At 67.6% G+C, this 12,016-nt stretch carries 10 protein-coding genes and 1 pseudogene; 5 read left to right on the top strand and 6 right to left on the bottom strand.

Going from position 1 to position 12,016, the window contains the following annotated elements; translation table 11 throughout:
• Both DBO33_RS06810 and guaB read right to left on the bottom strand, forming a co-directional pair.
• Complete coding sequence (locus tag DBO33_RS06810; protein ID WP_107654260.1) at positions 1-1,155, bottom strand: GuaB3 family IMP dehydrogenase-related protein; 1,155 nt, start codon at positions 1,153-1,155, stop codon at positions 1-3.
• 352 nt (positions 1,156-1,507) lie between these two features.
• Positions 1,508-3,052, bottom strand: a complete 1,545-nt coding sequence (guaB, locus tag DBO33_RS06805; protein ID WP_107654259.1) for an IMP dehydrogenase — start codon at positions 3,050-3,052, stop codon at positions 1,508-1,510.
• A gap of 225 nt (positions 3,053-3,277) precedes the next feature.
• On the opposite strand from guaB, the gene DBO33_RS06800 reads away from it, so the two are divergent.
• Positions 3,278-3,691, top strand: a complete 414-nt coding sequence (locus tag DBO33_RS06800) for a DUF5319 domain-containing protein (RefSeq protein WP_022567296.1) — start codon at positions 3,278-3,280, stop codon at positions 3,689-3,691.
• A gap of 184 nt (positions 3,692-3,875) precedes the next feature.
• Here DBO33_RS06800 and DBO33_RS06795 read toward each other — a convergent pair whose 3' ends face one another.
• Positions 3,876-4,949, bottom strand: coding sequence for an anti-sigma-D factor RsdA (locus DBO33_RS06795; RefSeq protein ID WP_107654258.1), 1,074 nt, complete (start codon positions 4,947-4,949; stop codon positions 3,876-3,878).
• Positions 4,942-5,520: a sigma-70 family RNA polymerase sigma factor gene (locus tag DBO33_RS06790; protein WP_107654257.1), complete on the bottom strand. Its 579-nt coding sequence runs from the start codon at positions 5,518-5,520 to the stop codon at positions 4,942-4,944. The genes DBO33_RS06795 and DBO33_RS06790 overlap by 8 nt, the downstream gene beginning before the upstream one ends.
• A 1,858-nt stretch (positions 5,521-7,378) precedes the next feature.
• On the opposite strand from DBO33_RS06790, the gene DBO33_RS06780 reads away from it, so the two are divergent.
• From DBO33_RS06780 to DBO33_RS06770, 3 genes are all read left to right on the top strand, one after another.
• On the top strand, positions 7,379-7,672 hold the full coding sequence (locus tag DBO33_RS06780) for a WhiB family transcriptional regulator (RefSeq protein ID WP_014981828.1): 294 nt from the start codon (positions 7,379-7,381) through the stop codon (positions 7,670-7,672).
• A 363-nt stretch (positions 7,673-8,035) separates the two neighbouring features.
• Complete coding sequence (locus tag DBO33_RS06775) at positions 8,036-8,611, top strand: sigma-70 family RNA polymerase sigma factor (protein WP_107654256.1); 576 nt, start codon at positions 8,036-8,038, stop codon at positions 8,609-8,611.
• Position 8,612: 1 nt separating this feature from the next.
• Complete coding sequence (locus DBO33_RS06770; protein ID WP_107654255.1) at positions 8,613-8,864, top strand: RskA family anti-sigma factor; 252 nt, start codon at positions 8,613-8,615, stop codon at positions 8,862-8,864.
• A gap of 63 nt (positions 8,865-8,927) precedes the next feature.
• Here DBO33_RS06770 and groL read toward each other — a convergent pair whose 3' ends face one another.
• The gene (gene groL, locus DBO33_RS06765; RefSeq protein WP_107654254.1) at positions 8,928-10,538 is read right to left on the bottom strand and encodes a chaperonin GroEL; all 1,611 of its coding nucleotides are present in this window, start codon (positions 10,536-10,538) and stop codon (positions 8,928-8,930) included.
• 161 nt (positions 10,539-10,699) lie between these two features.
• The gene (gene groES, locus DBO33_RS06760) at positions 10,700-10,999 is read right to left on the bottom strand and encodes a co-chaperone GroES (protein ID WP_014981824.1); all 300 of its coding nucleotides are present in this window, start codon (positions 10,997-10,999) and stop codon (positions 10,700-10,702) included.
• Positions 11,000-11,789: 790 nt separating this feature from the next.
• Here groES and DBO33_RS43865 point away from each other — a divergent pair.
• Positions 11,790-12,016, top strand: a pseudogene (locus DBO33_RS43865) (Hsp70 family protein); the annotation flags it as partial.

The following is a 12,016-nucleotide window of genomic DNA, read 5'->3' as shown; positions in this document are numbered from 1 at the left end:
TCACGCGCGGACGCTGAGCCCGACCTTCTGGAACTCCTTGAGGTCGGAGTAACCCGCCTTCGCCATCGAACGACGGAGCCCGCCAACCAGATTCAGCGAGCCGAACGGGTCGTCCGAGGGCCCGAACAGCACCTGCTCCAGGCTGGGGCGCACCGCGTCGCCGGTGCCCTCCTCCAGCTCCCATTCGACGCCGAGCAGCGAACCACGCGGCACCGAGGGGTGCGCGGCGGCGGACGGCCAGTACCAGCCGCGCCCGGGCGCCTCGGCGGCCAGCGCCAGCGGCACGCCGAGCATCGCGGCATCCGCACCACAGGCGATCGCCTTGGCGAGCTGGCCGGAGGTTTCGATGTCACCGTCGGCGATGACGTGCACGTAGCGCCCGCCGGTCTCGTCGAGGTAATCACGGCGCGCAGCCGCGGCATCGGCGATCGCGGTGGCCATCGGCACGCCGATACCGAGCACCTCGCGGGTGGTCGTCGCGCCGGGGAACGAACCGTAACCGACGATGACACCCGCCGCGCCGGTACGCATCAGGTGCAGCGCGGTCCGATGATCGCTGACCCCGCCCGCGACCACGGGCACGTCCAGCTCGGCGATGAAGGTCTTGAGGTTCAACGGTTCTCCGTCGCCGACATGCTCGGCGGAGATGATGGTGCCGTGCACCACGAGCAGGTCGACCCCGGCCTGCACCAGCGCGGGCGTGAGCGCACGGGCGTTCTGCGGGCTCACCCGGACCGCCACCGTCACACCGGCCGCCTTCACCTGCGCGACAGCGGCAGCGAGCAACTCCGGCTGCATCGGCGCGGCATGCAGCTCCTGCAACAACGAGACAGCACGCTCGTAGCCGCCCTTACCGACGAGCTCCAGCAGCTGATCGATCTTCGCGGCGACATCCGCGTGCCTGGCCCACAGCCCCTCACCGTTGATCACGCCGAGCCCGCCGAGCCGCCCGAGCTCGATGGCGAACTCCGGCGACACCAGCGCGTCGGTGGGATGGGTCAGGAACGGGATCTCGAAACGGTAGGCGTCGAGCTGCCACGACAGCGACACCTGCTTCGACGAGCGGGTCCGGCGCGAAGGAACGATGTCGACATCGTCCAGCTCGTAGGTACGCCGGGCGGTCCGGCCCATGCCGATCTCGACCATGTCGCGCACGTCTGTCTCCTATCTATTGGCCGCGCGGGCGCGGCGTGTTCGTGGCCCCCGGGTGTCGCGCGTCCGAGCGTCCGAGACTCGCGCCTGCGGCGCATGCGCTTCGGCCACTCGGACGCGCGACGGGCCACGAACGGCGCTCGTAAGACTCGCGCTGTGGTGGCCGTGCTCGTGACGGGAGGCTGCGGCTCAGGCTAACCGTCGGCGGGTGGCAGCTCGTCGCGTGCGCGGTCGGGGCCGGGTGTCGGCGGGCTGGTCCGGGCACGGGCCTTCGGCTTCGTGTGCCGTAGGCCCTATCCCGAGCAGGTCTGGTCCCGCACGGACCTTTCGGTCTCGTGCAGGACCATCATGCGGGCTAGCCGCGACCAGTGTAGTTAGGGGCCTCGACGGTCATCGTGATGTCGTGCGGGTGGCTCTCTTTGAGGCCCGCCGCGGTGATCTGCACGAACTGGGCTTCCTGCAGGTGCGCGATGGACTGGGAGCCGGTGTAGCCCATGGCCGCGCGCAGGCCGCCGACGAGCTGGTGGATGACCTGGTTGACCGGGCCGCGGAACGGCACCCGGCCCTCGATGCCCTCGGGCACCAGCTTGTCCTCGGCCAGCACGTCGTCCTGGAAGTAGCGGTCCTTGGAGAAGGACTTGGCCTGGCCGCGGCCCTGCATCGCGCCGAGCGAACCCATGCCGCGGTAACTCTTGAACTGCTTGCCGCCTACCAGGATCAGCTCACCGGGCGACTCGGCGGTGCCTGCGAGCAGCGAGCCGAGCATCACGGTGGACGCGCCGGCCGCGATCGCCTTGGCGATGTCGCCGGAGAACTGGATGCCGCCGTCGGCGATCACCGGGACACCGGCGGGCTTGCACGCGGCGACGGCCTCGAGGATGGCGGTGATCTGCGGCGCGCCGACACCGGCGACCACACGGGTGGTGCAGATGGAGCCGGGACCGACGCCCCCCTTCACCGCGTCCGCGCCCGCCTCGACCAGCGCGGCCGCACCGGCCCGGGTCGCCACGTTGCCGCCGACGATCTGGATCCGGTCGCCGACCTCGGCCTTGACCTTGGTGACCATCTGCAGCACCTGCGCCTGGTGGCCGTGCGCGGTATCGACGATGAGCACGTCGACGCCCGCGTCGGACAGCGTCATGGCGCGCGACCAGGCGTCGTCGCCGACGCCGACCGCGGCACCGACCAGCAGGCGGCCGTCGCGGTCCTTGGTGGCGTTCGGGTACTGATCGGTCTTGACGAAGTCCTTGACGGTGATGAGCCCGCGCAGCTTGCCGTTGCCGTCGACGATCGGCAGCTTCTCGATCTTGTGCCTGCGCAGCAGGCCGAGCGCGGCCTCCGCGGTCACGCCTTCCTGCGCGGTGATCAGCGGCGCCTTGGTCATCACCTCTTCGACCCGGCGGTTCTGGTCGACCTCGAAGCGCATGTCGCGGTTGGTGATGATGCCCACAAGGCTGCCGACCTCGTCCACCACCGGCAGACCGGAGATGCGGAAGCGGGCGCACATGGCGTCGACCTCGGCGAGGGTGTCGTTCGGGCGGCAGGTCACCGGGTCGGTCACCATGCCGGCCTCGGACCGCTTCACGGTCTCCACCTGGGCGGCCTGATCGGCGGCGGCCAGGTTGCGGTGCAGCACACCCATGCCGCCCGCCCTGGCCATCGAGATGGCCATCCGCGCCTCGGTCACCGTGTCCATGGCCGAACTGACCAGCGGGGTCCGCAGCCGGATGTCCCTGGTCAGCTGGCTGGAGGTCTCCACAGAGCTGGGGATGAGATCCGAGGCGGCGGGCAGCAACAGCACATCGTCGAATGTGAGGCCGAGCATGGCGATCTTGTTCGGATCGTCACCACCCGTAGATGGGCGGACAGCGGTGCGTTCGCCCGATACGGGATTACTCATTCGGATCGACCCCTCCTGGACGTCGACAGCGACCGACGCCGGGGTCACCGGCGCCGCGCGCAGTTGATGGGATGGACTGGTGGCTCCGGGAATCGTGTCGGGTGCTCGCCGGGGCCTGACACCATGGTATCTGTCCCGCAAACTCATCGACGAAGTGAGCCCACCGGCGAAACTTGCGGCCTACATAGCTGGCGCAGACCACCCTGTTCTGCGTACCGTGGGGATGTGCGTGACCATCTACCACCTGGCTTGCCGCCGGATCCGTTCGCCGGAGACCCCTCCGACCCGTCCGCCGCGCTCGACGCCATCGAGCCCGGTGAGCCGCTGGATCCCCACGAGCGCCTTGCGGTCGAGGAAGATCTCGCCGACCTCGCTGTCTACGAGGCGCTACTAGCGCACCGCGGTATCCGCGGACTCGTGGTCAGCTGCGAAGATTGTCGGCAGGATCACTACCACGACTGGGACATGTTGCGCGCCAACCTACTTCAACTGTTGGTCGACGGCACCGTGCGCCCGCACGAGCCCGCCTACGATCCGACGCCGGAAGCGTATGTCACCTGGGACTACTGCCGGGGATACGCGGATGCCTCGATGAACGAGGCCTTCCACGGCGACGGATTCGACGGATTCGACAACTGAGGTTCGAGCCACCGAACCGATGACGCGTCGCCCTTCGGGGCTCGCGCACCGCGGCATACAACGCTGTGATTTTCACCGCACCGTCACGGGGGCGTGACACCCGGACAAACAGAAAACCGACTGCCCGTTGGCAATCGGTTCGCGTCCTGTTCGAAAGTTTCTCGGTGGTTGCCGGCGCCGTCGGCTAACTGGTGGTCCCCGCGCCGCCGGACCCGGTGGGTACGACGAACGTGGTGCCCGGATTGCCTTGCGTCGGTACCCGAGTCGGCGCGCCGCCGTTGTCCGAGGTCGGCTGAACCGCCGTCGGTTCGGCCACGGTGGTCGGCGGCGGCTGGGTGACGGTCGGCTCCACCGTCGGCGGCGGTGTGGTCACCGTCGGCGGCAGAGTCGGCTTGTCGTTGGTCGGGGTGGGCGGATCGGTGGGGTCGGTCGGCTGGTCGCTCGGATCGGCCGGCTTCGTCTGCTGCACCGGCGGCAACGTGGTGTCGACCGGCGGGACCGGCTTCGGCTTGGCGTTGGTGCTGGTCGCCGCCGGGTCGCTCGGCTTCGTCGAGGTGCCCTGGTCCAGCTGATCGGCCAGGTCGTTGTACCCCATGGCACGCAATTGGCTGACGAGTCGCTTCCACTCCAGCATCAACTCGTCGTGCTTTGCGGGGCTGTCGACCTGATCGGCGTTCACCCGCGCCTGCTCCAGGCGTTCCTTGGCCTGCACCGGGTTCTGCGTGATCAGCTTCGCCGCTTCGTTCAGATCGGTGTCTGCCCGCTGCGCCACGGTGCTCTGGGCCGCCTGATTGAAGACGACCTCCTTGAGGTTCCACAGCGGATCGCCGGGCTCGGAGTTGTAGGAGAACGCCGTCACGCCGCCGAAGACCAGGGCGAGTGCCGCCGCGGCGCCGAGCAGCGGGCGAACCAGCCGCAGCCGGCCACCACTGCCCTGTGCGCCGACGCGCACCTGACGGGCGCCGATCTCCTGGTTCACCGCGGCAACGATCGCATCCAGATCCGGCGCCGCGGTCATCGGCGGTGCGATGATCTCGGCCCGCCAATCCGCGAGCATGGCCGCGAGTTGATATTCCTCCGCGCTGTCGGTCCGTACCGGGCCATCGCTTGCGATGGCGTCGATCAACGCATCGTCGCGGCGTACCGCGGCGATATCGACCGGGCCGGTGTCTCCGGACGCGTCGGCGTAGGGACCGCTGTTTCGCGATCCAAGCCGCGCTTTCCAGTCACCCCGACCGCGCTCGCCATCCCTAGCCATACATTTCACCTGCCCTCGCCACTTGAGACTTGAGTTTCGCGAGTGCCCTGTGCTGGGCCACTCGTATCGCCCCCGCCGTACTGCCCACGGCGACTGCGGTTTCTTCGGCTGACAAACCCATGACCAATCGCAGGATCAAGATCTCTCGATGTTTTTCGGGGAGTGTCGCGAGCAGACGGTTCATCTGCCTGCTCGTCTCCGATTCGAGAGCTCGTTGTTCCGGACCATGGTCGGTGGATATGACATCTGGTACTTCGGCCATTGCCTCCGCCTTGTTACGGGCGGCATTGCGATGGGCGTCGGCGACCTTGTGCGAAGCGATTCCGTAAACGAAGGCCATGAAGGGCCTGCCCTGGTCTTGATACCTGGGCAAGGCGGTCATCACAGCCAGACAGACCTCCTGCGCAACATCATCCGCGGAGAGCTGCCCACGCTCCGCGGCTCCGATCCGCGCGCGGCAATAACGCACCACGAGCGGGCGGATCATCTCCAGTACCTGAGCTAAAGCGGATCTGTCGCCCTGCGCAGCCGCAGCGACGGCGAGGTCCAACTCTTCGCCCATGTTCGTCATCGTCAGAGAGATTCCCGGCGTTACAAGTGGCACGGTCGTGATGACCAGTGCTTCCGCCGAAGCGGCGGAACGGAACTAACAATAGCGATACAGCGCCCGGAACAAGGCAACACGGTCACCGTTGGAACCATGGGCACCGCGCAACCTGATGCAGCCGGGCTTAACGCCCTACGGTCCGCTACCCCGCCGTGCTCGGCCGGAACCGGCCGCCACGTCGAACGATGGTCGCGGCACAGTGCTCGGCCTCCGCGGCGGCGCCCGGCACGGCCAGCCCCGCACGCAGCATCGCGCTCGCCCAGCGCAGCGGCAGCAGACCGTGTTCGCGGCACTGTTCGGCAACCTGCCCGGCGAGCTCGCGCGACCGGTCATGGTCGTCCGCCGCCGCGGCCGCCGCGGCGACCTGCAACCGGGAGTTCACCAGCTGCCCCACCGACGGCGCGCGCCCGCCCAGCTCGATCGCCGCCGCCGCACGTTCGGTCGCGGGCTCGACAGTGCCCGCGCCAAGCTCCGGGTCCGCGCTCACCCCCCGTCGCCGCACGGCTNACCGGTCATGGTCGTCCGCCGCCGCGGCCGCCGCGGCGACCAGCAACCGGGATTTGACCAGATGCCGCACCGACGGCGCGCGCTCGGCGAGCTCGAGCGCCGCCGCCGCATGTTCGGTCGCGGGCTCGACAGTGCCTGCGGCAAGCGCGGTTTCGGCGCTGACCCACTGTCGGCGGATGGCCGGCCGCCAGCCGAGCTCGGCCGCGGGCCGCACCGCCTCGCCACGCGCGAGCAGCCGCCAGGCCAACGCCACCCGCCCGATGCCGAGCGCGTCGGCCGCGAGACCGGTCAGCGCGTCACTGATCGCGTCGCCGCGCTCGAACGGCAGCTCGGGGCGGACGGCATCCACCGCGCGGTCACCCAGCGCTCGCGCCGAGACCAAGGCCGCGGCCCGCCCGTCGCAAGCGGCAGCGCGAGCGTGCCAGCCGAGCTGACGCAGCAGCGAACCCTCGGTGCTCGCGGCCAGCGAAAGCAGCACCGGATCGGTGCTGCGGGCGCGGACGATGCGCAATTCGGCACGGGCCGCGGCATAACGACCCTGGCCGCCGAGAATCACCGCTCGATACCAGGATCCGAGCGCGTCGGGCGCCGTCGGCAACTCGGCAGCGGCGCGGCCCGGGCACGCGCCGAAGGCACTCTCAGCGAGGATCTCGAATCGGGTATCTCCGAGCGGAGCAGGTACGAACACGGCCGAAACTCTAGCCGGGGTGCGCAGGAGATGGCCGGGAGAAAGACCTGAGCCCACCAACCGGCAACCACTCAGCATTTCCAACACTTTGCGATGTTTCCATCAGGTAAATCTCGTCCCGGCAATCCCCGAGCGCTCACGATCGGAATTCACACGCGTTTCGCGCAATTAACCTCTGCGCCCCGTTTCCGCCATCTCGGATCTGCTCGCAGCACATGCCGTCGTGCGGCACTGTGACCACCCCCACCCGGCGGCCAATGGACTCTGACCGAGCCGATGCCCCTGAAAATAGGGTCTACCAGCGGAAATACGTCCTGCTTCGGAGCAGGGCCGAGCCATCGGCCACTGGTCAACCGATCAGTATCGCCGGAACCAATGCGAAAAGTAAACAGCTCGGAGGTTAAATTTCGCAGCCTAAGATTTGGGAAACTACTGCGCCGAACTATTGACGGAATTTCGCGGCTGGACCTAACGTAGCTCATCGCCACGGTCGGCGCCGCGCGAAATTGCAGCGACCGCAACGGGCGAGCACAGGGGCACCCGCCGACACAGCGCCGTGGCCTACCACACTTTGCAGAACAACTGCTCGACAACGCTGACGAGCTCGCACCACGAGGAGTTCACACAATGCCCATGCCGACCCACCTCCCCGGGCCGAACGCCGATGTCTGGGATTGGCAGATGCGAGGGTCCTGCCGCGGGCAGGACTCGGCCGTGTTCTTCCATCCCGACGGCGAACGTGGCCGAGCCCGTACCGCGCGCGAGATGCGCGCCAAAGAGATCTGCCGGGCCTGCCCGGTGCTGATGCAGTGCCGCAGTCACGCACTGAAGGTCAGCGAGCCCTACGGCATCTGGGGCGGCATGTCCGAGACCGAACGCGAGATGCATGCCCGGCGCAATCGGCGCCGGATGGCGGTTTAGTTGAAATTCTTCCCATCCATACGGCGCGGTGCGCCGAATCCCTAGCAAACAACCGGCAGGCGATACGCGGTCACCACCGCCCCGCCTGCGGCGGCGACCACCCGAAGCCGCACACCCTGTCGAGCCCTGCGTTTCGCGGTTAGCTATCGGCGTGTCACGGCGTGTCTCTTGTTAGAGCCACCTGGCGTGTCGAAGTTTTCCGCAAAGTCGCTGGGCCACAGGTGGTTTGCCGACACCCCAGCCGAAAGGAGGTTATAGCGGCACGCTACGGTGGTGACCGATGACACAGAATGGAGCGTTGTGACAACGCGGCAGCCGGCCGCAGAGGGCGACTCGTTCCGAAGAGATGCCTTCCCACCCGGTGTGGATTCTGCGGTTACGGCCCGCGCCGCCGAGAGCATCGAACTCGCCCTCCTGCTACATCGTTGCGGCGAGTCCGACCAGGAAGCCTTTGCCGAGCTATATGACCGGACGTCCGCGCGCGTCTTCGGTCTGGTGCTGCGCGTGCTGCACGACCCCGGCTACGCCGAGGAGACGACGCAGGAGGTCTACCTGCAAATCTGGCGCACCGCAGCCAGTTTCGACGCTGACAAGGGGTCGGCCGTGACGTGGTTGATGACGCTCGCCCATCGGCGCGCGGTGGACCGGGTTCGCGCCGAGCAGGCGCACACCCAACGCGAGGTCGCCTACGGAATACGGGTGCTCGGTAACGAATTCGATGAAGTAACCGAAGAGGTAGAGCGAAGGCTCGAACAACAGGCCGTCCTCGAGGGACTCGCGACACTGACCGAGACCCAGCGGGAGGCCATCTCGCTCGCCTACTACGGCGGGCGGACCTACGCGGAGGTAGCGCATTACCTCGGAGTAGGGTTACCGACCGTTAAGTCCCGAATTCGGGACGGATTGACACGACTCAAAAGAAGTTTGGGGGTGACGTGAGATGAACGAACGCCAGGTCGATCTCGCGCACACCGTCGCGCTCGGATCGATCGACGACGTAGACCACCATGAGGTGCAAGAACTGCTCGACACCGAAGACCCCGCCCTACGCGCGGAGTTCCTCAGGGAGATCGGGCAGACGAGAGAAGCACTCGCCGTGCTCGCCACCGCGACGGCGACCCCACCGCCTGCCACGCTGCGCACCAGGTTGCTCGCCGCCATCGCCGCCGAACAACCGCCCGTCGCCTCTTGATCTAGGAAAAACGAAGGCCCCCGGACTCGACGTCCGAGGGCCTTCTCTGGTTTCGGTCCCAGCTCAGTGGCTGTGGCCGTGGTGGCTGTGGTCGGGCGCCTCATCGGCGGGCTTGTCCACAATCGCACTCTCGGTGGTGAGGATCATGCGCGCCACCGACGCCGCGTTCACGACGGCCGAGCGGGTCACCTTCACCGGGTCGACGACACCGTCGGTCAGCAGGTCGCCGTAGGTGAGGGTGGCGGCGTTGAAGCCTTCCTTGCCCTCGGCGACCTTGCTGACCACCACGGAGCCGTCCACGCCCGCGTTGGTGGCGATCCAGAACAGCGGCGCCGACAGTGCGGTCCGCACCACCTCGACGCCGACGGCCTCGTCGCCGGAGAGCGAGTCGCGCAGCTCGACCAGCTTGGCGGCCGCCTGCACCAGCGCGGAGCCGCCACCGGGCACGATGCCCTCCTCGACGGCGGCCTTGGCCGCGCTCACCGCGTCCTCGACCCGGTACTTGCGCTCCTTGAGCGCGGTCTCGGTGGCCGCGCCGACCTTGATCACCGCGACGCCACCGGACAGCTTCGCCAGGCGCTCCTCGAGCTTCTCGCGATCCCAGTCGGAGTCGGTGGCCTCGATTTCCCGGCGCAGCTGCGCGCTACGGGCCGCGATGTCCTCTTTGGTGCCGACACCGTCGACGATGGTGGTGTCGTCCTTGGTGACGACGATGCGCCGCGCCTGGCCGAGCACGTCCAGGCCGGCCTCGCGCAGGGTGATGCCCAGGTCCGGGTTGATCACGGTGCCCGCGGTGACCACGGCCAGGTCGTCGAGGAACGCCTTGCGGCGGTCACCGAAGAACGGCGCCTTCACGGCGACGGCCTTGATCGTCTTGCGGATGGAGTTGACCACCAGCGTGGACAGGGCCTCGCCCTCGACGTCCTCGGCGATGATCAGCACCGGCTTGCCGGATTCGGCGATCTTCTCCAGCAGCGGCAGGAAGTCCGGCAGCGAGCTGATCTTCTCGCGGTGCAGCAGGATGAGCGCATCCTCCAGCACGGCCTGCTGGCTGTCGGTGTCGGTGACGAAGTAGGGCGAGAGGTAGCCCTTGTCGAACTGCACGCCCTCGGTGACCACGAGCTCGGTCTGCGTCGTCGAGGACTCCTCGACGGTGACGACGCCGTCCTTGCCGACGACGGTCAGCGCCTTGCCGACCATCTCACCGATCTCCTCGTCCCGCGAGGACACGGTGGCGACCTGGGCGATCGCCTTCTCGCCGGACACCGGGGTGGCCGCGGCGAGCAGCGCCTCGGAGACCGCGTCGGCCGCTTTGGCGATGCCGGAGCCGAGCGAAATCGGATTCGCGCCCGCGGCAACGTTCTTCAGGCCGGCCCGGACCAGCGCCTGGGCCAGCACGGTCGCGGTGGTGGTGCCGTCGCCCGCGACATCGTTGGTCTTGGTGGCGACGCTCTTCACCAGCTGCGCGCCGAGGTTCTCGAACGGATCTTCCAGGTCGATCTCGCGCGCGATGGTGACACCGTCGTTGGTCACGGTCGGGCCGCCGAAGGCCTTCGCGAGCACCACGTGGCGGCCGCGCGGGCCGAGGGTGACCTTGACGGCGTCGGCGAGCTTGTCGACACCGCGTTCCAGAGCCCGGCGAGCCTTCTCGTCGAACTCGATCTGCTTTGCCATAAGTCCTATTCCTTGGATTTAAGAGCTGAGACGACTCTGCCCCGGTCCCCGCTCAGGGGAACCGGGGCAGTGTCATGACGACTCGATCCCGGCGGTCGGGTGAGCATGGAACGTCACCACTCGATCCCGGCTCACGCCGGAACGACCGCGCGGAGCGCGGGTCACTTGGTGACGACGGCCAGCACGTCGCGCGCCGACAGGATGAGGTATTCCTCGCCCTGGTACTTGATCTCGGTGCCGCCGTACTTGCTGTAGATGACGGTGTCACCTTCCTTGACGTCGACCGGGATGCGGTCACCCTTGTCGGTGACGCGTCCTTCGCCGACGGCGATGACGGTGCCCTCCTGCGGCTTTTCCTTCGCCGTGTCGGGGATGACCAGGCCGGAGGCGGTCGTCGTCTCGGCCTCGTTGGCCTGGACGAGGATCTTGTCCTCGAGCGGCTTGATGTTCACGCTCGCCACGTTGAGCCCTCCACTTTCAGGGGATGTCGTCCGCAACTGTTGTTCCGGACCATCGGTATCAGGTTTTGGTGCTGACCCTGTCGCATAGCCCCGTCGTCGCGGGTGCCGGGACCCCTGCTCAGAAGTCAAAACTGCTTGGCACAAGCACAGTGCGCCGGACGGAAGAACCGCCCGTACGCGTTCAGCAGTGCCGACTAGCACTCTATACATGAGAGTGCCAGCGCTCAAGGCCGGGATGTGCCAATTTCAGATTGCGCGGCCTTCCCGCATTCGCTCGCGCGAGCGCTCCGACAGACACGCGTGGTCGCCGACACGCCCAACGCACGCCCGGAGGGGTTTTCATCGGATCGGGAAAACTGTAACGTTCGGATAACGGATTGTGACAGTATTGACGACGGTCGCTGTCCGACCGCTGTGTTCGTCACGAACCAGTGCCGTCGGAGACCAGGGGTTGTCACAGAACGTACGTCGCTACAGCGCTCGGCGTCACCGAATACCTCAGCGTGATCCGAAGTTCCGGCGTCATCGAACACCCTGCGTCACAGAAGAACCAGCGTCACCCGAAGTACCCGCGCCACAGAGCTGCATCAGAGAGCTAGCCACACGTGATCCATCGCCGGTCCCCGCGACCTATCCGGACTACGGGACCGCACCGGTTCCGCAATCCGAATCGTTCGTCGAGTACCCGGCGACCGGCAGTCCATTCGAGATGGTCGGCGACACAGCGCGCTCGCAAGGGGCGAGTGCTCGTGCCGCACAGGATCATCCGCTCGAAGGGAGGTGAATGAACATGCGAACATCCCTCGGTATCTCGGCCGGGTCCGAGGTCGTGTGCTCGGCGCTGGTCGCCACCGCGTCGAACGGCGCGCAGAGCTTCGACTACCGCGTCGTCTCCGCCGACGCGGCCCACTCCGACCTCGGTGACCTCGTCGCGTCCTCGATCGAGCTGATGACCACCCAGCTGCCGACCACGCAGCTGCACGACGTCGGTTATCCCGTCGGCGCGCGCTTCGCGGG

It is taken from the genome of Nocardia suismassiliense, from assembly GCF_900269665.1.
GTDB lineage: Bacteria > Actinomycetota > Actinomycetes > Mycobacteriales > Mycobacteriaceae > Nocardia > Nocardia suismassiliense.
The sequence above is the reverse complement of the archived record's forward strand: the minus strand, read 5'-3'. Positions and strand labels throughout refer to the sequence as shown.

What these genes read in the sequence shown, in the direction of transcription:
- guaB (WP_107654259.1), bottom strand. Translation starts at nt 3,052, where the DNA reads ATGAGTAATCCCGTATCGGGCGAACGCACCGCTGTCCGCCCATCTACG.
- DBO33_RS06795 (WP_107654258.1), bottom strand. Translation starts at nt 4,949, where the DNA reads ATGGCTAGGGATGGCGAGCGCGGTCGGGGTGACTGGAAAGCGCGGCTT.
- DBO33_RS06790 (WP_107654257.1), bottom strand. Translation starts at nt 5,520, where the DNA reads ATGACGAACATGGGCGAAGAGTTGGACCTCGCCGTCGCTGCGGCTGCG.
- DBO33_RS06780 (WP_014981828.1), top strand. Translation starts at nt 7,379, where the DNA reads ATGCCCATGCCGACCCACCTCCCCGGGCCGAACGCCGATGTCTGGGAT.
- DBO33_RS06770 (WP_107654255.1), top strand. Translation starts at nt 8,613, where the DNA reads ATGAACGAACGCCAGGTCGATCTCGCGCACACCGTCGCGCTCGGATCG.
- groL (WP_107654254.1), bottom strand. Translation starts at nt 10,538, where the DNA reads ATGGCAAAGCAGATCGAGTTCGACGAGAAGGCTCGCCGGGCTCTGGAA.